The sequence below is a fragment of the Spirosoma pulveris genome, assembly GCF_054781875.1.
Map to the genome: position 1 here is coordinate 96,163 of NZ_BAAGTO010000008.1, position 24,947 is coordinate 121,109.

Annotated in this window: 19 protein-coding genes; 9 read left to right on the top strand and 10 right to left on the bottom strand. The window is 47.8% G+C overall.

Annotated features, from left to right (window positions below):
• Position 1 precedes the first annotated feature (1 nt).
• Positions 2 to 3,292, bottom strand: a complete 3,291-nt coding sequence (locus ACYVJM_RS23335) for a SusC/RagA family TonB-linked outer membrane protein (RefSeq protein WP_461150649.1) — start codon at positions 3,290 to 3,292, stop codon at positions 2 to 4.
• A gap of 1,289 nt (positions 3,293 to 4,581) precedes the next feature.
• Between ACYVJM_RS23335 and ACYVJM_RS23340 the strand changes: the two genes are divergently transcribed.
• Entirely contained in the window at positions 4,582 to 6,255 is a 1,674-nt protein-coding gene (locus tag ACYVJM_RS23340; RefSeq protein WP_461150650.1) for an NFACT RNA binding domain-containing protein, read from the top strand.
• Positions 6,256 to 6,334: 79 nt separating this feature from the next.
• Here the strand turns inward: ACYVJM_RS23340 and ACYVJM_RS23345 are convergent, their stop codons facing one another.
• The 8 genes from ACYVJM_RS23345 to ACYVJM_RS23380 all read right to left on the bottom strand — a co-directional run bounded on the left by ACYVJM_RS23345 (position 6,335) and on the right by ACYVJM_RS23380 (position 16,320).
• On the bottom strand, positions 6,335 to 7,540 hold the full coding sequence (locus ACYVJM_RS23345) for a glycosyltransferase family 1 protein (protein ID WP_461150651.1): 1,206 nt from the start codon (positions 7,538 to 7,540) through the stop codon (positions 6,335 to 6,337).
• Between the two features lie 232 nt (positions 7,541 to 7,772).
• Positions 7,773 to 9,788, bottom strand: coding sequence for a M1 family aminopeptidase (locus tag ACYVJM_RS23350; protein WP_461150652.1), 2,016 nt, complete (start codon positions 9,786 to 9,788; stop codon positions 7,773 to 7,775).
• A 56-nt stretch (positions 9,789 to 9,844) separates the two neighbouring features.
• On the bottom strand, positions 9,845 to 10,510 hold the full coding sequence (locus ACYVJM_RS23355; protein WP_461150653.1) for a DUF4230 domain-containing protein: 666 nt from the start codon (positions 10,508 to 10,510) through the stop codon (positions 9,845 to 9,847).
• Between the two features lie 135 nt (positions 10,511 to 10,645).
• Positions 10,646 to 12,256, bottom strand: coding sequence for a ribonuclease Y (rny, locus tag ACYVJM_RS23360; RefSeq protein WP_461150654.1), 1,611 nt, complete (start codon positions 12,254 to 12,256; stop codon positions 10,646 to 10,648).
• A gap of 103 nt (positions 12,257 to 12,359) precedes the next feature.
• The gene (locus tag ACYVJM_RS23365) at positions 12,360 to 12,647 is read right to left on the bottom strand and encodes a cell division protein ZapA (RefSeq protein WP_461150655.1); all 288 of its coding nucleotides are present in this window, start codon (positions 12,645 to 12,647) and stop codon (positions 12,360 to 12,362) included.
• Between the two features lie 47 nt (positions 12,648 to 12,694).
• Positions 12,695 to 13,033, bottom strand: a complete 339-nt coding sequence (locus tag ACYVJM_RS23370) for a hypothetical protein (protein ID WP_097124013.1) — start codon at positions 13,031 to 13,033, stop codon at positions 12,695 to 12,697.
• Positions 13,034 to 13,127: 94 nt separating this feature from the next.
• On the bottom strand, positions 13,128 to 15,572 hold the full coding sequence (gene pheT / locus ACYVJM_RS23375) for a phenylalanine--tRNA ligase subunit beta (protein ID WP_461150656.1): 2,445 nt from the start codon (positions 15,570 to 15,572) through the stop codon (positions 13,128 to 13,130).
• Between the two features lie 103 nt (positions 15,573 to 15,675).
• Entirely contained in the window at positions 15,676 to 16,320 is a 645-nt protein-coding gene (locus ACYVJM_RS23380) for a DUF1684 domain-containing protein (RefSeq protein WP_461150657.1), read from the bottom strand.
• 178 nt (positions 16,321 to 16,498) lie between these two features.
• Between ACYVJM_RS23380 and ACYVJM_RS23385 the strand changes: the two genes are divergently transcribed.
• The 8 genes from ACYVJM_RS23385 (at position 16,499) to ACYVJM_RS23420 (ending at position 23,642) form a co-directional block, all read left to right on the top strand.
• Positions 16,499 to 16,903: a sugar 3,4-ketoisomerase gene (locus ACYVJM_RS23385; protein WP_461150658.1), complete on the top strand. Its 405-nt coding sequence runs from the start codon at positions 16,499 to 16,501 to the stop codon at positions 16,901 to 16,903.
• Positions 16,903 to 18,027, top strand: a complete 1,125-nt coding sequence (locus tag ACYVJM_RS23390) for a DegT/DnrJ/EryC1/StrS family aminotransferase (RefSeq protein ID WP_461150659.1) — start codon at positions 16,903 to 16,905, stop codon at positions 18,025 to 18,027. Before ACYVJM_RS23385 ends, ACYVJM_RS23390 begins: the two co-directional genes overlap by 1 nt.
• 54 nt (positions 18,028 to 18,081) lie before the next feature.
• Positions 18,082 to 19,020: a glycosyltransferase family 2 protein gene (locus tag ACYVJM_RS23395; RefSeq protein ID WP_461150660.1), complete on the top strand. Its 939-nt coding sequence runs from the start codon at positions 18,082 to 18,084 to the stop codon at positions 19,018 to 19,020.
• Between the two features lie 58 nt (positions 19,021 to 19,078).
• The gene (locus ACYVJM_RS23400) at positions 19,079 to 19,840 is read left to right on the top strand and encodes a class I SAM-dependent DNA methyltransferase (protein ID WP_461150661.1); all 762 of its coding nucleotides are present in this window, start codon (positions 19,079 to 19,081) and stop codon (positions 19,838 to 19,840) included.
• 46 nt (positions 19,841 to 19,886) lie between these two features.
• On the top strand, positions 19,887 to 20,489 hold the full coding sequence (locus ACYVJM_RS23405) for a riboflavin synthase (RefSeq protein WP_461150662.1): 603 nt from the start codon (positions 19,887 to 19,889) through the stop codon (positions 20,487 to 20,489).
• 86 nt (positions 20,490 to 20,575) lie between these two features.
• Positions 20,576 to 21,352, top strand: coding sequence for a PASTA domain-containing protein (locus tag ACYVJM_RS23410; RefSeq protein WP_461150663.1), 777 nt, complete (start codon positions 20,576 to 20,578; stop codon positions 21,350 to 21,352).
• 26 nt (positions 21,353 to 21,378) lie between these two features.
• Positions 21,379 to 23,244: a T9SS type A sorting domain-containing protein gene (locus ACYVJM_RS23415; RefSeq protein ID WP_461150664.1), complete on the top strand. Its 1,866-nt coding sequence runs from the start codon at positions 21,379 to 21,381 to the stop codon at positions 23,242 to 23,244.
• Between the two features lie 104 nt (positions 23,245 to 23,348).
• Positions 23,349 to 23,642: a rhodanese-like domain-containing protein gene (locus ACYVJM_RS23420; protein WP_461150665.1), complete on the top strand. Its 294-nt coding sequence runs from the start codon at positions 23,349 to 23,351 to the stop codon at positions 23,640 to 23,642.
• Between the two features lie 37 nt (positions 23,643 to 23,679).
• Here the strand turns inward: ACYVJM_RS23420 and miaA are convergent, their stop codons facing one another.
• A complete protein-coding gene (gene miaA, locus ACYVJM_RS23425; protein ID WP_461150666.1) occupies positions 23,680 to 24,573 on the bottom strand; it encodes a tRNA (adenosine(37)-N6)-dimethylallyltransferase MiaA in 894 nt (297 codons plus the stop codon).
• Between the last annotated feature and the right edge of the window lie 374 nt (positions 24,574 to 24,947).

The following is a 24,947-nucleotide window of genomic DNA, read 5'->3' on the forward strand; positions in this document are numbered from 1 at the left end:
TTTAGAAACCGAAGCTCAAGCCTACGTTATAGCCACGGGTAACAGGATAGTTACCGATGTCGATACCGAAGTTCTGGTCAGCCGAGCCGCCAACGGCTGGGTCCAAACCGGAGTACTTCGTAATTGTAAACAGGTTAGTAGCAGACAGCGACAGTCTCAACCGGCTCAAATTTGCCCGGTTCAACAGGGTAGCCGGGAAGGTATACCCCAGCGTCAGATACTGCATCCGGCCGTACGAACCATTCTCTACATAGTAAGAGTTCGATTCGGTGTTGGTGCTGAAATTTGAGGTATTCTCAAAAATGGGGACTTTCGTATCCGTGTGTGTTGGCAACCACGAATCTTTCACCCGTGCGCTAACAGCTGCTCCAGGGAAGGAAGGATAGAAGTCGGTGTACCATTTCGAGTTGTTGAAGATCTTGTTGCCAAGAGAAGCATACACCTGGGTATTCAGGTCGAAACCTTTGTACTTCAATGTCAGCGTCAAGCTTCCTGTAAACTTAGGAATCGGACTTCCCAGGAATGTACGGTCGTTGTCGTCAATTTTACCATCACCGTTTATATCCTGATAACGGAAACGGCCCGGAGCTGCACCGCTTTGCGTGGGAGCGCCATCAACTTCTGCTTTGCTGTTGAAGAGACCAATTACGTTGTAGCCGTAGAAAGACGACAGATCATGACCAGGCTGGTTGCGAACAACCGGCGAGCTCAACCGCTGACCATTGGCCGTAAAGTAAGGTACGGATGGAGCAATTGCCGTGATCTTGTTGTCAAGAACACTACCAACCGCCGTAACTTCATAGCCCAGATCGCCAACGATGTTGCCCCGGTTCGTAATCAGCAGGTCAATTCCTTTGTTACGCATGCTGGCTACGTTCACATAAGGTGCGTTGGCACGAACACCAACTACTCCTGGGAGCGCAAGGGGATAGAGCAGGTCTTTGGTATCTTTCTGCCAGAAATCAAGCACTACTTCTAACTTATTGTTAAAGAAGGCACCATCGATACCAACGTTCGAGGTAATACTGGTTTCCCATTTGGCAGCAGCGTTACCAATCTGGCTACGGTAATAGCCAGCCTGTACCGATGTGTTGGCACCCGCAATGTCGTAGCTGTTACCGGCGTTGGAACCAAACAGGTTGTACTGGTTGGTCGAACTCAGGTAGTTCGAGTTACCCATCAGACCGTATCCACCACGCACTTTCAAGTCAGAGATCCAAGGCAGGTTCTTCATGAATTCTTCTGAAGAAAGACGCCAGGCTGCCGAAACAGCGGGGAATACCCCGTAGCGGTTCTGCGAACCAAACTGTGATGAACCATCCCGGCGAACAACACCTGTAAGGATATACTTGTCATTGAATGTATAACGTGCCTGGGCAAATAAGGAATAGAAATTGTTGCCCTTGCCATAGTAGCTGTTTACGCCACGGGTAGCACCCGGTGTGGTTGTGCCAATGGTTACATAGTTAGGGTCTGTCGTGAATGGATTCAGACCGGAACCATTAATGCCGCGACCACTTCCGGTGTTCAGCGCTTCGATACCCGCTAACACACTAACGTCATGAATGCCAAACTTTTGTTTGAACTGAGCCGTATTGGTAAATGTCCAGGCTAAACCAACGTTTGACGATTCGTTATACACGTAGTTCGTGTTGTTTTCCGAGTTCTCGTACTGAGCCCGGTTATACGAATTGTTATAGTTGCTGAAGTACGTTCCGCCCAGGCTACTGCGCAGCGTTAACGCCGGAATTACATCGTACTCCAGATAAGCGTTACCAAACGCAATCAGGTTGTAGTTGAGGTTATCCTTCGCTCCGATACGGTTAGCTACAGGGTTACGGGCGTTGTTGAAGCCCGAAGCTGCGGTACCGGCATAGCCACCAAATGAGTTGTATACCGGGATGATCGGTGCCTGACGGAACGCCAGGAGGATATCATTTTCATCGGCTGCAACGCTGGAGTTGTTGTTCGTTCCATTACCCAGCGTGCTTCCTGTACTACCCTGCAGACCTGTTGTAGACACATAGGCTAGCTGGATGTTCTCACCGAATCGCAGCTTCTTCGTAATATCAAATTCGGTATTTACGCGTAAGGTATAACGCGAGAAATCGTTGTAGGTAATGATACCAGCCTGTTTCTGCATACCCAAGCTAAGGTAAAACCGGCTCGACTCTGTACCACCGGAGAAGCCCAGTGTATGACGCATCAGGGGAGCTACCCGCGTAATGGCTCCGTACCAGTCTGTTCCTGCCTTATTGGCGGGAATGACATTGTAGATAGCGCCGTTGGCAGGGTTAATGTTGTACTTAGCCCGCTCTGCTTCCAAATCTACCGCCGATGCGGCTACGCCTGTCCGGCTGCCTACCAGCAGATAATCCGGCAGAACAGGGGTTTGTCCTGAGCCATACTGGCCATTGGCAATACCCGTGAAGCTTGTTGGACCGACCGTTCCGCCAGCCTGGAAGATGTCGTTTTTGCGAGCTTGCCAGGTCCAGTCAGCCTGTTCCTGCGGATTCAGAATTTTTTGACCATGACCTGGGTCAGTAACACCGAACAAGCCGTCGTAACTGATGCTCAGTTTTTGTGCACGACGCTGGCCTTTCTTGGTCGTCAGGACGATAACGCCCGATGCGGCACGTGCTCCATAAACGGATGCAGAGGCCGCATCTTTCAGAACCGTAGTCGACTCGATATCATCCGGAGCAATGTACTGGATGCTCTGGGTCGGTACACCATCAACAACGTACAAAGGCTGGTTACCGCCAAACGAACCAAAACCCCGTACCCGAACCTGGCTGGTCGTACCGGGCTGTCCGTTGGTAATAACGGTTACCCCGGCAACGCGACCCTGAAGCTGTTGTTCAACGTTTGTTGACGGTACAACTTTCAGCTGCGCTGGTTTGACGGTTGATACTGCACCAGTTACATCCCGACGATTTTCTGTCGAATAACCCGTTACAACTACTTCACTCAAGGCGGTAGCGTCGTCGGCCAACGTTACGTCGACAGACGTACGGTTACCTACACTTACTTCTTGAGTTTTGAAACCAATGGCCGAGATCACCAGCACCGGGTTAGCACCCCGAATGTTTAGTGCATAGTTTCCATCAGCATCAGTGGCAGTACCCGTTTGGGTACCCTTGAGTACAACGTTAGCCCCTGGAACGGCGCCATCAACGCCTGTGACTTTACCCGTTAGGCGACGGTCCTGGGCGGAAGCATTTAAGCTCCACAGTAATAATACTGTACCCAGAAAAGCGGTCTGCAGAAATCTGTAGAACGATGCTTTCATGAAAAATAGGTTGGTTAATTATTTAATAAAACGAATCAATATTAAGGATGATAAATTGTATTTCAAAAAGAAATAGTAACAATATAGTAGTGTTATATCTATTAAAATTAAATTAATTATCTTTATTGTTATATAAGCTTTTTTGCTAACTGACTATTAGACAATATGTTGTTCAGCTAATGGTACTTTGCTTTATTGAATTGTTTATATTTATTTATTTTGATATGTAATATAAATAAAAAAATATTATTCTATTACTTAAGTAGTTATGCAAAATATTTTGGGTATATATGGAATTAAATACTAGGTATTTTTTTAATAATTTTTACTTAAAAATTTCTGGCAGAATTGCAGATTATACTTAGTAACGTTTGCTCACTATTTATATTTATGTCATTCAAATACACTTTTATACCTAATATAAGTTGGTTCTTTATAGAGCAATGATTAATAACTGGAATAGGTGTCATTTTAAACGCATGGATGTTATAGTTCACTGTGTCATATCAACGTAAATGGTGTTCTTAATGGCTAGTAATCATTGCCATGTATGTGTAGCTATATACGTAAAAAAGTGTTTTTCCAGTGTTTTGAGTAATATTTTGCGTTGATACGTATTAGTACTGGAGAATAAAATTAAGTCAAATTGTAAAGCTCATATCAAACAGCTCGAATCATTAAACAAAAATTTTAACCTGTCTGAATTAATTTAATTTTTTCAGGTATTTTACCGTATGTATACTTAGAAAAAATTTGAGAATTTTAAGTATTATTCATGTATAAATTTAAGGGAATTACTCACTACAGGTTGAATTACGTACTATGGTATTGTTTTAATCAGTCGATATATAGCCGAGCTGAAATTAATTTTAACTACTTACAAAAAGTAAGAATTGTTAAATAGATAGGGCAATTAAAGAGATCCACATTTGATACCGTACAAATTTTAGGTCAGCCTGTTATCTCGATAAATTAATGATAGCTTACTGGCAATAAGGTAATCAGGTTATTTTGTTTACCAATATGATTTTAGTGAAAGATGCTTCATTAAAATCGGTAGAAATTAAACGAGGAAACTTCATTAATTGAACTTTAAGGTTATAAAAGTAATTTATTCTTATTTTAAATATACATAGTAACTAAGGAAGGGTATATAATTGTATTTTATTCTTTTATAAATAGGTCAGATTAGGTTCTTGCTGATTCGTATTTTATGACGCATAATTTTGCCATTCTATAGATACAAGGGGTGGCTGTCTCAGCTATTTTACTTACCTTTCTGAGTACTCATGCATACCAATTATTATTTCCTTAAGCAACTTGGACCCGCTCTTGAAAGACACCTTTTACTGCGCACGCTGGCTCCGGATTCCACTATTGAAGAATCGACAGGTGGTCTTCGCTTTATGGCCTGTTTCAGTCAGGACCGGGATGAGGTAGTTCTCGTGTTTGCTCAGGCTAAAGGAAAAATAAATTACTATAAACCCTTTTATATCAAGGCAAGTCTCCGTCCTGACTTCTCCGGATTGTTTTTCCCGGAGAGTGTACAGCGTGCTCGTACAAACAGCGTAGATCTGTTTGAATCCATTGTTGGCGAGACTGGTCAGGAGCGGGCTGTTGTGGGTGTGAGAACGTTTTTGAACGAGCGCTGTCTGGCAATCGAACTGGATGGCGATGTCACGTTAGTTTTTAAGTTTTTTGGTAATCGGCCCAATTTGCTGGCATTCCAGGGTAATGAGGTGGTTGATCTGTTCAACCGCCAGCTAGCAACCGATGCTCTGCTTCTGCTCGATGGCTTCGACCGCCCCATCGACCAATCGTATGCCGCTTTTGAATGGGCTGATTTCGATCATAGAAAGCTATTCCCAACGTTTGGTAAAGTCGTAAACAAGTGGATCGACGAGAAGCAAAAGGCTCAGGACGTTCCGGAAGGACCTGAAAAATGGCCAGTTATTCAGGAGGCTTTGTACCTCCTTGACCATCCGCATTACTACCTGATTCGGCTGGAACATAAGCCGACCCTTAGCTTACTGCCGTTTGGGGATCTCCCTGCCGATGTAGTTCAACGTGAGTTTACTGATCCTCTGGAAGCCGCCAACCGGTTCTATACCTCCTTCAATGGGTTGACTGTATTTGAACATGAGAAAGCAAATCTGCTGAAACTGCTCGAAAAACGTCGGAAAAGGGCTGAATCGCAAATAGACGTGTCTATGCAGCGTATGATATCGAAGGAGGAAGGCGCCAGTCATGAAGAGAAAGGACATATTCTGATGGCTAACTTACACGAGATACCATCAACCCCCAGTCTCAAATCGCCGGAACGTGTAACCCTATACGACTTTTATCGGGATCAGCCGCTGGTCATTAAACTCAAGCCTGATCTCACTCCGCAAAAGAATGCGGAGAACTATTACCGGAAAGCTAAAAATGAAAAGCTGGAAGAGCAGCATTTTGCTGATCAGATAGCGGCTCGGGAAGCTGAAATTATCCGCATAGACCAGCAAAAGATCGATTTGGAGGGTGTTAAAACCCTGAAAGACCTTCGTCGATATGTTAAACAGCACAATTTGCTGGTGGAAGCCAATTATGCCAATGCAGGTGAAGCTGCCTCACTTTTTAAAGAAGTTGTTTTTGAATCGTTTCGAATCCTGATCGGTCGTAACGCAAAGAATAACGACCTCCTTACCCAGCGATACACGTATAAGGATGACTTATGGCTTCACGCACGCGACGTTTCCGGATCACACGTAGTTATTAAATTTCAGGCCGGTAAAGTGTTTCCCAAACGGGTTATTGAACGGGCCGCTGAGTTGGCCGCCTGGTATTCCAAACGCCGGATGGATAGCTTATGCCCTGTTATAGTAACCCCTAAAAAGTTTGTTCGTAAGCCAAAAGGTTTAGCTGAAGGGCAGGTGATAGTCGAAAAAGAAGACGTTGTCCTGGTTGTGCCAAAAGGGGAATAATAAGCTGTAAATGACAAAGTGGCTGACGTAGGCGTATTCCGCACATACCAGCCACTTTGCCCTTTATAACTTATATTCTTTACTGATCAACGACAACACTTAACTGAGCTACCATTAGCCGATTCATTTCACTCCAAGTGTGATCCCATGAGTTTTCTTTCAGAAACGAGTCGATAGATTGCCAGTTAGACGACTTTTTAGTCAGCATATCCTCAATAGACTTCTCGAAAGCTTCGGCATTTGCTGCAATTTCGACCAATTCCTTACTACCATAAGTTCGGATCACATCCCGGATAGGCGTCGATACAACCGGTAGACCAGCTGCTAAATACTCAGGTGTTTTGGTAGGGCTGATGAACCGAGTTGATTCATTGAGTGCAAAAGGCAGTATGGCTACATCCCAGTTGCTGAAATACATCGGTAGATCCTTATAAGACTTCATGCCCAGATAATGAACATTCGGTTGATGGGGCAGAAGAGCCGGATCTATTTTAACGATAGGACCCAGAAGCACAAACTGCCAATCCGGGCGACGTTCGGCTAGTTCACCCATCAACTTATAGTCGAATCGTTCGTCAATGACGCCACTAAATCCAATTCGGGGAGTTGCCAACTGACGTTGATCGACGGGGTCAGGTTGTGGTTTACGGGCTGATGAGAAGTGAGCAAAGTCAATACTGCTTGGAAATGCAAACACATGCGGGTGTCTGTTCTGTTTGGCCTCGTACAGGCTGTAGCCACCGGTGAAAACAACGTCTGCCTGCTGCATCAGTAGTCTTTCCTGCTGCAACAGTTGAGGAGGAGCGCCCCAGAATGCGGATAATTCATCCATGCAGTCATATACCGTTAAGCTTGGCTGCAAATGGTCACTAAACAGCATCGCCATAGGTGTGTAGTACCAAGCAACAAACGAACGGATTGTTTCACTGGCAATAAATTCGTCGAGCAACTGGCGTTGTAAACGAATGGCTTCTTCAGGACTTGTACCATGCGGCAAGTGCGGTACCAGAACTGTTAGCCGATCCGTTTGCTTGCTCACACTCATGTGCAGCTTATCACTCCACATAGGCTCTTCCAGAAACCAGACCCGGTAGTTTTTGGCCGCCCGACTTAGCAAATGCTGAGGACGCTGATAAACGAAATTCCAGCGTAAGTGCGAGAAGCAAATAAGATCAGGGATACCCTGACCGATAGAACCTAAGAGAGAATTATTTGTAGATTTAGTTGATTGAACAAATAGGGTGGTGCTATTTGCCAAATCGTTCGTTGAGGATGATACTGTCATGTTTGCTCGTGTAGGGTATTGAGTTAAATAGTCTGCTCATCAATTGAATTGACCAGCCCATAGACGCCTATTTACCAAACCAAACCAGTCATGAAATGTTAATCCTCATTTCATTTAATTGAGGAAGCGGTTCCAGCCTTCGTAAACGCTTCTTTTTGTGCTTAAAATGTAGTCGAAACCTCAGTGGTTGTTATCGATTTTCGGTCTTTACCCGGTCGAGCAGCCGTTCGGGTCAGTTGACCAGGATTACCCGGCTTTGTCGACCGTCCGATGTTTCAATGGTTACCGTGTACCGCCCGGCTGGTAAGCTGCGAAGAGACAATGTTTTTGTATGCTTGCCGGATAGGAGCATTGGTTCGGTTAATGTCTGAACTCGTTGTCCCAGTAGATTAATGAGCGAAATCGTAGCAGCTCCGCGGGACGGCAGGTTAAAATCAACCAGTAGGGTTTCTGATGTTGGGTTTGGGTAGACCCGGAAGCTACCTGACTCAAGCTCGTCAGTTGCTGTGACTACAGAAGGCGTAAGCGAAGAAGCGATTGAGATACTTTCGACGGTTTTCAGGATCCAACTGGAAGGGTCGATCGCCAGTCCGTATACCGTTCCTTTAACGGGCAGTGTAAACGTTTGGTCGGCCAGATCATTGACTACTGTAACGGTTGTATCGCCCGCAGCCGATTTGATTTGGAGTTGTACCGGCATAGTGAAGAAAGCCGGATTCGTTGCAACGGCATTGCGCTGCTCCAGCCGTACAGTGACGGTCTTGGCCGTACTCCCCGGCGATACTGTTGCTTTATACGCCGGATAGCCTTCGCCATAAATCCATTCCTTGAAGAAGTAATCAAGCGACCGACCGGAAACTTGCTCGGCTACGGCCTGAAAGTCTTCGGTCACGGCCGTCTTATAAGCTAGCGTTGGCGATGCCACGTACGTTCGCATCGTACGGAAAAAGGCACTGTCGCCTAAAACGCCCCGCAGCATGTGAAGGACAGAAGCACCTTTGGCGTAACTCCGCGAACTGTTGAAAATATTATTGAAGTCAGAAATGTCCTGCACATAAATGGAGCCACGGGCATTTCGGGCACTGCTCATGAAACTGTTCATGTAGTTCTGGTAGCCAGTCTGCCCACTTACCGATTCGGTGTAAATGGCTTCGGTGTAGGAGGCAAATCCTTCGTTGAGCCAAATGTTCTGCCAGTCGCGGCAGGTGATTTTATCGCCGAACCATTGATGGCCCAGTTCGTGGGCAATAACCGTTGGCGTCAGTGACGATAAACCCATTGAACTAATGGTTTGGTGTTCCATACCGCCATTGTTGCGCGCAAACTGAGCATGGCCGTATTTTTCACGCAAAAAGGGATAGGGACCGAACTGGTTCGAAAACAGCTGAATCAGGCCCGGCGTCCTGTCGAGGCTGGCTTGCACTTGAGCCAGGTTTTCGGGGTAGATGTAATGCACGACGGGCATGGTCTGACTTCCGTTCGTGTAGGGGGTGTTGTATTCGCTGTAATTGGAGACGGCTATTGAAATCAGGTATTGGGCAATAGGGTAGCTATTGCGCCAGTAATAAGTACGGGTACTGTCGGCATTTTTTGTCATGCTGACGAGCGTACCATTGGAGACAGATACCAACCGGGCCGGAGCAGTGATACGAACTGATGACGAGTCGGCTTTATCAGCGGGGGTATCCCGACAGGGGAACCAGTCCGAAGCGCCGTAAGGCTCACTCAAACTCCAGATTACCGGATCGGACGTACTTTCATGCTTGTCAAACTTGAAACTGCCATTGGCCGCACCGTTTGGAATACCCTGATAAAACACCGTTACGGTTAATGCCTGTCCGGTTGTGAGCGGCTGCGGAGGGGCGATGGTCAGTTTGTTTTCCGCATGCTGAAAGGTTAGTCTCTGATTGCCCGCTTTTACTGAGTCAACCCGAAGGCCCTCGCCGGTAGTTGCCGTAGCCGAATTCAGGTCGAGGTAAAAGCTGGTCAGGGCGGCCACCGTACTTTTAAGCGTTACCGTCGTGGCGGCCCGCATGGAGTTGGGGGAGGTGGTCAGCCGTAAGTCGAGGCCATAATACGTTACATCGATGGATGCATCACCCGGATAGGCCAGTCTTGCCTTGGGGTTAGCGGCTAACTGTCCATAATAACGCACTTTCCCCATCTGGCAGAAAAGACCTCCGTCGGCAGCAGCCTGGGCCTGGACTAAACTGGGGAGAAAAAACAGAAACAGGTAGCAGATGCGCATGACGGATGAATAATTTCCCAGTTAACCAAAAAGATAATCAGTCCGTTAGAAAACGATTAGATTTCGGACGAATTGCCTGTGTTCAGTCGTTTTGTGGATTGTGCCTGACCTTCTGCCTGAGCCTTGAGCGCTTCCAGTTTTTGCTGTTCGGCTTCGGGTAACTGAAGCTGCCACCCCATTGAACTGGCCAGTTGGTACATCATGTACTGAATCTGATTATTGGCAATTTTAGGCAGATCGCTCTGCATGGCCCGCTCATTCATGGCTTGTTTGGCTTCTTCCAGAATCTGCGTATAGTCATCACCGCTGAAGTGATTAAGGATACCGGCTTGAATATCGTAAAACTTGTAATCCGTATCGATCGACAATACTTCAGGTTCGGGAAATGAGTCGATAATCAATTTCCTTTCACCATCGTCCGGGGCCCGTAACCGTACCTTGGCAAAATCGAAACCAACCAATACTTTGGAACGGGCGATGATCATCGCTTTCTTGGGATCATTGAGCAGGTACAAAATCTTTTTCTGATCCTGATAATTATAAATTTCCGAGAAGTACCCTTCCGCCATCACTACCTTAAAAACTTTCTCGATTCGTTCCAGCAGGATCACCGAGTCATGCCGAACGTTGGTAATGCCTGTACGTTTACGCAGCGCGTTTGACAGGGCAACACCCCCGCCAGCACCAACGAGCAGTAATAAAACAGTAGTTAGGAAATCCATAATTGGCTAAATGTAAAATGAGTAAGGACTAATGAACCGCATGGGCGGCCCCGAATGGGCAATGAATCTGGACGAAGCTGTCCATCTTACATTGCCCATTCGGGGCCGCCCATGCGGTTCATTAACCGGTACGGTTTATTTGGCGTAAGCCACTGCCCGCATTTCCCGAATAACCGTAACTTTTATCTGACCGGGATATTGCATTTCCTTCTCTATTTTCTGTGAGATTTCGTACGATAAGATACCAGCGCGTTCATCGGATACATGATCAGCGTCGACCATAATCCGCAGTTCGCGACCAGCCTGAATAGCGTAGCACTTGGTCACCCCGGGGAAGTTACCGGCCAGTTCTTCGAGTTCTTTGAGCCGTTTGATATACGATTCCATCATTTCACGACGCGCGCCCGGCCGTGAGCCCGACACGGCGTCACAAACCTGAACGATCGGCGAGATCATGCTGGTCATCTCAATCTCGTCGTGGTGAGCACCAATGGCATTGATAACTTCCGGGTTCTCCTTGTACTTCTTGGCCAGCTCCATACCCAGAATAGCGTGGGGTAGTTCGGCTTCTTCGGGCCACACTTTGCCAATATCGTGAAGGAGTCCGGCCCGTTTAGCCAGCTTGGCGTTCAGCCCCAGCTCTGCCGCCATGGTAGCGCAAAGTTTGGCGACTTCGCGGGAGTGCTGGAGCAGGTTCTGTCCATAACTCGATCGGAAACGCATCCGGCCAACCATCTTGATCAGTTCCGGGTGGAGGCCATGAATACCGAGGTCGATAACGGTACGCTCACCGATCTCGACGATTTCGTCTTCAATATTTTTGCGGGTTTTAGCAACGATCTCTTCGATCCGGGCGGGGTGAATACGGCCGTCCTGTACGAGCCGGTGCAACGAAAGCCGGGCAATCTCGCGTCGAACCGGATCGAAGCCCGAAATGATGATGGCTTCGGGTGTATCATCAACGATAATCTCAACGCCGGTAGCGGCTTCGAGGGCACGAATGTTACGACCTTCCCGGCCAATAACTTTACCCTTCACATCATCCGACTCGATGTTGAAAACAGACACACAGTTTTCAATGGCGTGCTCGGTAGCTGTCCGCTGAATGGTTTCGATAACCACCTTCTTCGCTTCTTTCGTAGCGGTCAGTTTCGCTTCTTCAATGATATTTTTGATGTAAGAAGAGGCCCGGCTTTCGGCTTCGGCTTTCAGTGTTTCTACGAGTTGCTCACGCGCCTGTTCGGCAGAGAGACCCGCAATTTTTTCAAGCTGCGCCACCTGGTCGGCCAGCATCCGGTCTGCTTCCTGTTGCCGGCGGTCGACGTCTTCCCGACGTTTGTTGAGGGCTTCGATCTGTTGAGCGAGCGTATTCTTTTGCTGACCCAGTTCATTGCGCTGCTGGTTCAATTCACCTTCGCGGGTACGCTGCTGATCGGCCTGCTGAGCGAGTTGCTGTTCGCGCTGCTTGAGCTTCGTTTCGTTTTGAAGAAGTAGATTTCGCTTCTGATTCGTTGTTTCTTCGAATTCGGTTTTCAGCTTCAGGTATTTCTCTTTTGCCTCCAGTATCCGATCTTTCTTTATCGTTTCGGCCTGTAATTCAGCATTTTTTAAAATAGCTGCTGCTTTCTCTTCTGCCTCTTTTTCGTGCTTTGCGCGAACGCCCGCCATGGTTTGGCGGCCAATTAATATGCCAATGCCACCCCCTGCAAGAGCGGCAAGAATCGTTAACCAAATTGGAATGTCCATTGGACTATATCGTTAGGATTGAACAAATAAATCATCAACCTGCTGCGATACGAGTGCCCTGAACGCTTACTCGCGGTATTGTGGGATGGAATCCCGCCGTTGTTTATGTCGTGACGACCGGCGTGATAACCTGGTCTAATTGAGTTATTTTGTCAAACACCATTTGTTGTAATCGCTGCATTTGTCTTTCTCCTCTGAGCTTGGTTACCAAGCAGTCGAAGGCTATCATTGCCAGGGCTTCCTGTGTATCATTGAGCCCCTTTTCCCGATATTGCTTCAGTTCTTCCTGAATCAGCTTGGCGGCTTCGCGTACAATAGCTTCCGAGTCCGGTTCTACGGCTAATTTGTAGAATCGATCGGCAATTTTTACGCGAATTGGCAATTCTTCCATCGCTGCAGTCGGCTCAGATGGGTCGTTACCCCGGAGCCAATTTGGGTTTATGACAAACTACTCAAATGAGCAATGCACCGTTCCAATTCCCGGATATACTCGTCGAGTTGTCGTTTTAATTCAGCATTCGTATCTGTCTCAGACAGATTGTCTTTTACAATTATACCAACATCTTTCGACTTTGGTGTATTTTTTTCCGAATTAACAGGTTTTTTCCGCAGTTGCCTGACCAGATCCTGTTGTTCTCTTAAGCTTTCCTGAAGCGTTGCGTTCTCCAGTTCCAACTGTTCAATCTGCTTCTGCGCATCACCATAACCCTCCCTAAGCTTTTTGAGTTTGTGCTCAAAGCGCTCAACCAGTGCAATAATTTGATGTTCGCTAACCACAGTTGTTTATAAAGTAATTGGTTAATTGGTGGAGTAGTTAATTGGTTAATTGGTGAAGTGGTTGAAAGTACTCCACCAGTTAACCAATTAACTATTATTTTCTAATTACCGCACCCAACTCCTGTTCAAAGGCAGTCATGAGTCGTTGCATCGTCTTGTCGATTGTTACATCAGTAAAGGTCTGAGCGGTGTCTTGCAGCATAAAGCTGACGGAATAAGCCTTTTTATCAGCTCCCAGATTTTCCCCTTCATACACGTCAAACACATTCAGCGACCGTAATAATTTCCGTTCGGTTTGATGGGCCAGCTTACTGATCTGCTCGAATGAAACCGCTTTGTCAAGTACCAGCGATAAGTCACGCCGAACCTCCGGGAATCTGGACACTTCCTCATAGCGTACTTTGCTGCTCGCAAGCTTGAGTAAGGCCTGCCAGTCAAAGTCGGCGTAGAATACGGGCTGCTTCAGGTCAACTAACTTCGTCAGTTTCGGATTTACCAGCCCCAGACTAACCAATGGTTTTTTATTGACGATGTACGTTAGACCATACTGGAAAAGAGCAGGGTCGGCTGGTTGGGTATCGTAGGCTTTGACGCGAAACAGATTCAGTATCCGCTGAACGGCCGTTGCCAGATCATGAAACGCCACTGGCTGACCTTTCTGAAGCCAGCTTTCGGGCTGCTGGTTGCCGATAATAGCCAGGCTTAAGCGCATCCGTTCAACGTACTTCGTGGTCGAATCTTCAAGTTTTACTTTATGATAAACCTTGCCAAATTCGAACGTTTTCAGGTCTTTCTGCCGCCGGTTCAGATTGTACAGCAGCGTTTCGAGTGCCGAGAACAGCAACGTTTGCCGCATAACGGACAACTCCTCACTGAGTGGATTGAGCAGCGTTACGTCTTCGCCGGGCAACGACGACCGGATGGCATCGTTATAGGCCGGACGGGTTAGCGACAGGGTCAGAATTTCGTAAAAACCGTTGGCGGCCATCAACTGGCCAACCCGGCTTTGCCATTGGTCAGGGTCTGTTTTGGGGAATTCGGACAGGGAGTCAGCGGCAAGGTTTACCGACAGCGGAACGTTATCGAGCCCATAGATTCGGAGTATCTCCTCAATGACATCGGCCTCACGCGTTACATCGACGCGGTAGGGCGGAACAATGGCCAGGAATCCCTCATCGGTCTTTTCTTCAGCCTGAATATCCAGTGCTTCGAGAATCCGGTGAATCTCGGAATGGTCGATTTTGATCCCGATAAGCCTGTCTATGTTTCGGTAGCGAACCGGCACCCGAAATGGCTCAATTGGATCGGGATAAATATCCGTAACCGCTGAACTGACCACTCCACCAGCCACTTGCTGAATAAGCAGAGCGGCCCGTTTTAAAGCAAAGACCGTGATGTTAGGGTCGATACCACGCTCGAACCGGAACGATGCATCCGTTTTTAACCCGTGATGCTGGGCCGTTTTACGGACAGACGTTGGCAAGAAGTAAGCAGATTCCAGAAAGATGCTGGTCGTTTGGGCCGATACGCCCGAATATTGACCGCCAAAAACACCGGCAATACACATCGGTTTTTCGGCATCGCAGATCATCAGATCGGTAGCCGTCAGTTTTCGTTCTACGCCATCCAGGGTTACAAACGGAGTACCCTCCGGTAGCGTTTTGACGATCACCTGACTCCCGGCAATCTTGTCGGCATCAAAGGCATGAAGTGGCTGCCCCAGATCGTGACAAACGTAGTTGGTTACGTCGACGATGTTGTTAATGGGGTTCAGTCCAATACTCACTAAGCGTTGTTTCAACCAGTCGGGCGATTCGCCAACCGTCAGTCCCGTTAAGGTAACCCCGGCGTAACGCGGGCAGGCTGTCATATCCTCTACGCGAACATCGAGCGTCAGGCTTGTGCTGGACACGGCAAATGCGTCTACATTGGGCAGGCGAAGCGGCCGTTTCAGTACGGCTTTCAAATCGCGGGCGGTTCCGTAGTGAGAAGCGGCATCAATGCGGTTGGGCGTTAACCCGATGGCAATCTGATAATCTGATTCGAGGTTGAAATAGCGGGCTGCGGGCGTTCCGTTCGGAAGCTGGGCCGCCGGGCCGTTCGGGTCCAGCACAATAATACCCGCGTGAGATGTACCCAGACCAATTTCGTCTTCAGCGCAAATCATTCCTTCGGACGCTGCGCCCCGGATTTTGGCTTTTTTGATCTGGAAGGGCTCACCGGAGCTAGGGTGCAGTGTAGCTCCCACAAGCGCCACGACTACTTTCTGACCAGCGGCTACATTGGGCGCACCGCAGACGATAGGCAAGGGCTGTTCGGCACCTACGTCGACCGTAGTGAGACTCAATTTATCGGCATCGGGGTGTTTCGTGCAGGTTAGCACCTGACCAATAACCACGCCTGCCAGTCCACCGGGTACGGCATCTATTTTTTCTATTCCTTCAACTTCAAGCCCCGTAGCGGTTAATAGTTTACCAACTTCTTCGGGCGATTCAGGTAATTCAATGAACTCTTGTAACCATTTATAGGAAACTTCCATACAGCGGCAAAGCAGATAATTAGCGCAAAGTTAGCCATTTGGTTGATTGGCTACTTGCTCATTCAGGTAATTGATATCAAAAAACTAACGGATCCTGCGCCGATTAGTCATGGGGTATGTATTTTTCGCCCGCTTTGATGGCTATTTTAAGGGTGTTTTCGGCTGGAGGTAACGGGCAGGCAAACCCAGCGTTGTAGGCACAGTATGGATTATAGGCAGTATTGAAATCCAGTATGGTGCGGGTATCTGTGATCGTAGCGGGGGCAAGCTCCAGATAACGCCCTCCTCCGTAGGTTTCTTTACCCGATGTAGCGTCCCGAAAAAGAATGGAGTAGGTGTTTTCCATCTTCACAATCAACAGCCGGTGGGCTTCCCCATCCAGGCTGAAAACTGCGTGAGCGAACTTTTCGTATACCTCTTCACTTCCGTCGCTCATCCTGACGACCAGTTTCTGAGTTTTATCGGCGAAGGGTTCGAGCCGGGCCGTAACTCGGTAAGACGGGTCGGGAGCAAAATAAGCCAGTCCCTTAAAAGTCGACTTATCCGTGAACGGCGACTCGGCACTAGTCTGCATAAACTTGTCTTTTTCAGTACGCTTGGCGGTCATCTGCTGACGGTACGAAGCCGGGTCAATCAGGGCATCTACGCCACTGGATGAGGTCATGTTCCCCCCGTCGAAAAAGGTGTAATACAAGACGATGAGGCCAAGTAGAAATAATCCGGTAAGGAAGAATTTGTTTTTAAGCATGATTTTTTGGATTAAAAGGGACTTCAACTCTGTGATATAATCTTTAATGGTCGAATTTTATAGATAATTGTAGGTGTTTCATTGAAAATTAGTTAATTGCTTTTTAATAAGATTAACTAGTGCAGTTGAATTCATACCCACCGATATAACTTACCAAATTAGTCAAACAGTTGCGCGGATGGCCAAACTTTACGAACTCACAACATACGAATCCGACACCGGAAACTTAACCGTTTTTGAAAAGATTATCCCGGGTGTTATTCAACGTGTCTTCTATATCTATGAAACTGGGACTGGCAGCCGAGCGGGTCATCGACATCACCGGACCTGGAATGCGCTCATTTGTTTACGGGGTAGTTGCCGGATTTATAACAATGACGGAATACTGGAAGAGGTAATTCGACTCGAAACCCCCCGTCAATGTCTGGTTCTTGAACCCAAAGACTGGCACAGCATGGATGAGTTCTCTGAAGATGCCATTCTGCTGGTGGTTTCAAATGAATTGTACGATAAAGACGATTACATCTACGAACCTTACTCGAACAGTCAAATGGCTCCCGGTTTATCGATGGCTGCTTCGTAATGATCCCATTTTTAGATTTAAGACAGATTAATGCGCCTTATTCACAGGTCATTAATTCGGCCATGAAGCGGGTCCTAGAATCAGGCTGGTATGTGCTGGGGAAAGAGGTCGAAACATTTGAAAATGAGTTTGCTGCCTATTGCCAGACAAAGCATTGTGTAGGCGTTGCCAATGGTCTGGAAGCATTAACACTGGTACTGAATGCCTGGGCATTTCCGGCTAAAAGCGAGGTCATCGTTGCGTCCAACGCTTATATTGCTTCGGTACTCAGTATTACACACGCCGGATTAACGCCTGTTTTTGTTGAGCCTGACCCACGCACGTACTTACTCGACCCGAGCTGCATAGAAGCGGCTATAACACCTGATACCAGAGCTATTCTGGCCGTACATCTGTATGGCCGTTGCTGCGATATGGAAGCCATTAATAAGCTGGCAAAACGGTATAACCTCCATGTTCTTGAAGATGCGGCTCAGGCGCACGGAGCTACCTATGCAGGCAGTCAAGCGGCTGTGCCTCATCGGAGGGCAGGTAACTTGAGTGATGCCGCCGGCTGGAGTTTTTATCCAACTAAAAATCTGGGTGCGCTGGGCGATGCAGGAGCTATTACAACCAATGATAGTGCACTGGCCGAGCGTTTACGCGCCCTGCGGAACTATGGGTCAGGGCATAAATACATAAACGACTACCTGGGGTTTAATAGCCGTCTGGATGAGATTCAGGCGGCCGTGCTATCCGCTAAACTGCCAATGTTACCCAAAGCACACGACCGCCGGAAGGCACTGGCAAAACGGTATCTCACCGGTATCAGGAACCCGGACGTTGTACTGCCACTGGCCGACCAGATCGAACTCGATGCCTGGCACTTGTTCGTTATTCAGCATCCCCGGCGCGACGAGTTCCGAGCGTATCTACTGGAGAAAGGCATTGGAACAGACATCCACTATCCTATTCCGCCCCATCATCAGCAGGCTTATGCAGCCTTCGCTCATCTGTCTCTGCCAATTGCCGAACAGTTGCATCGAAACAGCCTGAGTTTACCCCTTAACCCGGTACTGAAGGATTATGAGGCCGATTTTATAATTGAGACAATTAACTTAATGAGTGAAGAAGTGAAGGTTTAAACCGCTGTTAAAACTATTTGCTTTGCTTCTTAGCCCGTTTATCTTGTTGACTACATGTTTTTATCCGTCGTCATTCCCGTTTATAATAGCGAGCGTACCATTACCCTACTGACAGAGCGGCTGCAACAGTGGTTGTCTGAACTGGCGTTTGAAATTATTCTGGTTAACGATGGAAGCGCCGATCGTTCGGAACTGGTGTGTCAGCAATTGGAGCATCAGTATGACAATGTGACGGCTATCTCCCTTCGTCGTAATTTTGGCGAGTTCAATGCGGTATTGTGCGGCCTGAATCATACGGTGGGGCAGTACGTAGCCATTATTGACGACGATTTCCAGAATCCTCCCGAGGCTATCCTGGCGCTTGTTGAGGCTGCTGAGAGTGGGCAGTACGATGTTGTCTACAGCCGATATGCACAAAAACAGCATCACTGGTTTCGAAATGTGGGCAGCCGGGTCGTCAATAAGCTTACAACGTATTCCATTGGGAAGCCCAGCGATTTGTACCTGTCAAGCTTTAAGGTCATCCGTCGTGACGTGGTGGAAGAAATCTGCCGCTACAAAGGGCCTTACCCTTATATTGATGGACTGATCTTTCGAACTACCGCCACAGTTGGGAGCGTTGACGTGCCGCACAATGCCAGGGCTGAAGGACGTTCAAATTACACGGCTCGTAAACTCATATCCCTGTTTATGAACGTGTTTATTGGCTACTCACTTTGGCCCATCCGCCTGTTCACTGTTTTAGGAGTGGTGCTGGTTAGTCTGAGCTTATTGAGTGGTCTATCGCTCATCGTGGGCTGGCTGACTAATCGAATTGAATTAGCTGGCTGGCTAATCGTTACCTGGGCACTGATGACTGGTTTAGGTGTTCAACTGCTTTTTCTGGGCATATTAGGTGAGTACATCGGCAAGTTATTTATGGCCCACAGCGGATTGCCGCCCTATGTTATCAAGCGTGGCGGTTCGCGAAAGGAGCAGGTCGTACGGCAATAATGGGGGTCAACGGTATTGCCTAATCTCCCACCATAAACCTCTGCACACGTTCTTACACATGATTGGTCGTTCGGGAGAATATGAAAAAATGTTCAGGCTGGAGGGCCAGTTGTGGTGGTACCGCCATCTACATGAACGGGTAGGGCAGAGGCTCCTGCGTCAGTTTGGTGAAAACCGGGATGTCGCCATCCTCGACGCTGGCTGCGGAACGGGTGGGCTGATGCACTTCCTGCGCCAGTTGGGTTACAGTCGTCTGCGAGGGATTGACGGGTCTGTCGATGCCGTTGCATGCTGTCATGAGCGAGGGCTTCCCGTCTCGCTCGTCAATTTGAACGACCTGGCTGATTTCGAACCGACGGTCACCTACGATGTTATCGTTTGTAACGATGTATTCTGTTACTTTTCGGACGTTGACCTGCTGCCGCTGATAGCAGCATTGGCTAATCGGTTAAAGCCGGGGGGCATCCTGATCAGCAATAACAACGCTTTCAACGCCTTTCGGGGAGAGCATGATCTGGCGGTTGGTATTGCTCGGCGATTTGTTTTACGTGATTTCGAACGACTAATGCCTCCATACGGACTGCAAATCCAGTCATCCACCTATTGGAGCTTCGTCCTTTCACTGCCAATCATACTGATTAGACAATGGCAGCAGCTTCAGTTAAAATTGGGTTGGCATACACCTGAAGAAGCTAAGTCGGATGTTTATTTGCCAAGTCGATGGCTCAATAAATTGTTGCTTGGTATTGTTCGGGCTGAGCAAAAACTACTGGTACGAACCCCCTTTGGCAGTTCGCTGTTCATCGTGTGTGGCAAATGAGTAAGCGGACTTACTCATTTATCGACTTACCAACTTATATCTATTTATGTTTACTGGAATTGTTGAAACAACCGGTCTTGTAGAGGCTATTGAAGCAGAAGGTACTAATCTGACATTTCGGATCGGGTCGTCGTTAACCCCTGAACTGAAAATTGACCAGAGTGTGAGTCATAACGGCGTTTGCCTGACGGTTACCAGCCTGGACGACCGAAGCTACACCGTAACAGCCGTCGACGAAACGCTGAAAAAAACCAATCTGGGGAAGCTCAATGTTGGCGACCGGGTCAACATTGAACGGTGCATGCCTGCCAATGGCCGATTTGACGGGCACATTGTACAGGGACACGTCGACCAGCCGGGGATATGTACCAGCATACAGGACGTTAACGGCAGCTGGCTCTTTGATTTCGAATACGAGCTGGGGAATGACCCCGCCAATCGCAACATAACCGTCGAAAAAGGATCAATATGTATTAATGGAGTCAGTTTGACCGTTTTCAACTCAGAAGACAATCGATTCAGGGTGACCATCATTCCGTACACTTACAATCACACGACGTTTCGGGATTTAAAGGTGGGTGATATGGTGAATCTTGAGTTCGATATTGTTGGTAAGTACCTCAAAAAAATGTTTGCGGGCTATCGATAGGCGGTGGCGGATTCTGCTACTTTTGTGAATTAAGTAAACAAATTAACGTAGTGAGCCGATAGCGCTCCACCAATCACCACACCCGAATGGCTAAAATCAGCACCCGCTCCTTTTTTGACCTGCTGATCCATATTGGCATTATTCTGGCCCTGATAGCTGCTTTGTTTCTGGTATTCTTCTTTGTCTACCTGCCCTATACAACGAATCATGGCCAAACGATCACTGTTCCGGATGTAACGCGTTTGAGTCTGGATGAGATGGAAAACCTGCTTGACGACCGGGATCTTCGTTATGAAGTCAGTGACTGTACTTTCGTTGCCGGCGCGCAGCCATTGATGGTTATTCAACAATATCCACGGGCAAATGCAAAAGTTAAAGAGGGGCGTAAGATCTACCTTACGATCACCAAACGGGTAGCCCCGATGGTGCAGATGCCCAACCTGGTCAATTTAACACTCCGTAGCGCTGAGCTTAATCTCAAGTCACTGGATTTACTAAGTGGCCCGCCTATTTATGTGCCCGATGTGGCCAAAAACGCGGTACTTCGGCAATTGTATAACGGTAAAGAAATTGCGGCCGGAACGCCCATTCCCAAAGGTGCTCAGATAGATCTTGAAGTAGGTGATGGGTTAGGAAGTACGATGTTTGAGATTCCGAACGTTGTAGGATTACCAGTCGACGAAGCCGAAGCCGCTATTCGCGGATCGAATTTGAAAGTTGGCACGAAAATTTCCGTTGATGATCCCGAGAAGGAGGTTGGCACTGTAGTCAGGCAGCGGCCCGAAGCCCGGTCTGGCGAGCGTATCCGCGTTGGCGAGTCAATGGATTTGTGGATCGTGGGGCCAATTGAACCGGACCAATAAACACTACTTCCGGCCTTTATTACCAGATGAGAATCGATTTCCTTTATCAGCCGCCTTTGTCGTTTGCCGGACGCTGTCTGCGCGGTTTTTTGCTTGTGCTATTGATCTTTTCTTATTCGACGGGTCGGGGACAAGGATCGCTCAGTATTCCATTTTTTGAGGATTTTTCAACGGCAACCGGTCGCCCCGGTATCGACCGGCCCGACCCTGCCCGTTGGCAGCCGGGCAGTGGCGTGTATATCAATAACACGATGGCCATCAATCAGCCAACTATAAACGTTGCTTCATTTGATGGCCTGGCCGCCAACGGTCGGCCCTATGTGCAGAATAACGCGTTGGCACAGGGATATACGGATACCCTGACATCGCGGCCGATCAATCTTGCCGGGCTGACGGCTGCCGATTCCGTTTATCTGAGTTTTTTCTGGCAGGCTAAAGGTGAAGGCGAGTTGCCCGATCCCGGCGATTCGCTGAGCCGACAAGCGGGCGATTCATTGACCGTTCAGTTTCTGGATAATACGAATAAATGGCGAACGGTCTGGGCGAAAGTAGGCGGTGTCATCAACAATAATTTTCTTCAGGTGTTCATCCCTGTTCGGAGTCTGATTTACTTTCACGCCGGATTTGCCTTTCGCTTCCGAACCTTCGGTCGAGAATCTGGCCCTTTCGATACTTGGCATATTGATTACATCTACCTGAATAAAGGCAGGTCCGTTAACGATCGGTTCGTAAAAGATGTAGCCGTGCGACAGGCATTGTCGCCACTACTGAAACGGTATACAGCCATGCCGCTTTCGCAGTATGTTGTCAATCCGGCTGCCGAAATGGCGGATACCGTTACAACGGATATTAACAATCTGTTCAATAATTTCAACTTTACGACTTTCCGTTTTACCGTTCGCGATGAGGTATCGGGGCGACTGGTGCAGGATGACCCACAGACGAGCTCAACCCTGATCCCTTCCCTCAGTTCGCAGCGTAAATTAATAAAACCCGCTCCGGTGGCAGGATTTGGCCAGGCCACCAGAGCCATGTTGCGGTACAAAGTCGATTTGTTAACCAGCGACGATCAAAATCCGTCTATCCCCGGCGTTAACCTTCGGATCAACGATACTATATCGGCGGTGGCCGCCCTTGACGATTACTATGCGTACGACGATGGATCGTGGGAGTATGCTCAACAAATAAGACAGCGCGAACAGATTGCCGTGCGGTTTATTCTGAACAAACCCGATGCCATTGGGGGTGTTCGGGCGTGCATTGTGCCCTTTATGAACAATCAGACGGGTCAATCCTTTGTTATCAATGTGTACAATAACCGGGGCGGGCGGCCAGGGAATACCATTTACCAGCAATCATTTTCGACGCAGTACCCGGCGTCGCGAAATGGGTTTGTTGATTACAAATTCGCCAAGAGTGTCTCGGTTAAAGATACGTTTTACGTCGGCTATCAGCAGATCAGTAGTAGCGATACGGCGTTGCTGCGCCTGGGATTCGATAAGAACAGCCCATTTGGCTCACAAATATTCTACAACAGCGGGTCGAGCTGGGATCAGAACGGGAGTTCGGCTTCACTGAATGTGCGGGGTGCCTTTATGCTCCGGCCTGTAATGGGGGCCAAACCCGATACGGTCGTAACGGCTATTCCGGAACCAGAACCCTTTTTGCCATTACAAACATACCCTAACCCGACCGCCGGGCTTATTCGGTGGGATGAGCCCAAACTGAACCGGCTTGAGGTGATGAGCAGCAGTGGCCGTTTACTAAGTAGTTTCGAACCAAGTCGTGGTCAGCAAACGTTAGATTTAAGTTATCTGCCCAATGGTTTTTATATAATCCGGCTATTTGCCGAAAAACGAACAGCGGTGCATAAATTGATTATTCAACATTAAAAAAGTTATGAGGAATAAGCGATTAAGTAGTAATCGGCTGGCGCATCAGGACTACCTGCCTTAACTACTTAAACGCGTATTATTTCAGCTTATCAACCAAAATCATGGATATCACAGTACAGGAGTTAAAGGAGCGACTTGATAAAGGGGAAGAAATGAATTTGTTCGACGTTCGCGAGCCGGACGAATACGAAGCAGACAATATTGGCGCCACCCTTATTCCCCTTGGCGAATTGTCGTACCGTTTGGACGAGCTCGATGGCTTACAGGATGAAGAGGTTATTGTCCATTGCCGGTCGGGTAAACGCAGCGGCATGGCCCAGCAGATTCTGGAAGAAAATGGCTTCAATAATGTCCGTAATGTCATTGGCGGAATGCTTGCCTACCGCGCCCAATAAGAAGCGGTCTGAATGATGTATGATACAGGGCACTACATTATACATCATTCAGACCGCTAATGATTTTTTCGTCTTCGTCCGGGGCAAACCATTGATAGTCTGCCTGGTTCCGGAACCAGGTGAGTTGCCGTTTGGCGTACCGGCGGGAGTTTCGTTTTAGTAAACGAACCATTTCATCATAGTCATACGCACCATCCAGGTAAGGAAATACCTCCTGATAGCCAACTGTTTGTAAAGCCGATAAATGCCTGTAGGGTACAAGCGATTTTACTTCGTCGATAAGCCCTGCCTCAAGCATTGCATCCATTCGGCTATCTATCCGGGAATAAAGTTCTTCACGCGGGCGTCCGAGAGCAATCAACACAGATTTGAATGGACGCCCGGTCGTTTGCCGACGCCTGAATGACGAGTAAGGCTGGCCGGTTGACAAACACACCTCCAGTGCCCGGGTTACCCGGATTGGATTCTGCAAGTCGGCAGTTTGTGCGTAAACAGGGTCCAATTCCCGTAACTCGTCCTGTAATTTGCTCAGGCCTTCCTGCTGAAAACGAGCCAGTAACAGTGCCCGCAAAGCCGGGTCAACTGGCGGCATGTCGTCGAGGCCAGCGCAAACGGCGTTTATATATAAGCCAGTCCCTCCTGATAAAATAACAATATCGGTTTTGGCAAACAGAGCGTTTAGTACACGAAGGCATTCCTGTTCATAACGTCCTGCATTGACAGGGTCCAGAATAGAATGCGAATCAATAAAGTGATGGGGCACACCGTCCATTTCAGCCAAAGTCGGTTTAGCCGTCCCAATGGATAGCTCCCGATAGAGTTGACGGGAGTCTGCTGAAACAACATCGGTGTGAAGTCGTTTGGCCAGACGGACACATAAGCTGGTTTTACCAACGGCGGTCGGGCCAGCAATAACAAGCAGCGTTTTCAATAAAAATGGTTGACGTTGAAACAAACAAAATAAAGCTATTCTTCCCGGACTTAGATGATTAGCTCATAAAGTACACCCCCATTACCTAACTATTCTACTTCTGTAAGTTCTCTTTATACTCTCAACTGGTTGTAACGTACATCAAGGCAGTTACCTGTTAAGCCTCTGACCTAGATTTTTATATCGTAGTTGTCTATTCCCTCTTCTTCAAAAGTGGAATAAATAGTTTGGGTAAAAATTTTTGGTCTTGATTAATAGCGAGTTATCAGCCGTAAAATTGTTTCTATAGTCTTCACTTTAAAAGCTATGCTATAGATTTAATACAAATATCTATATTTGCTCATGTTACTGTAACTCTCTTTTAATCAGTATGT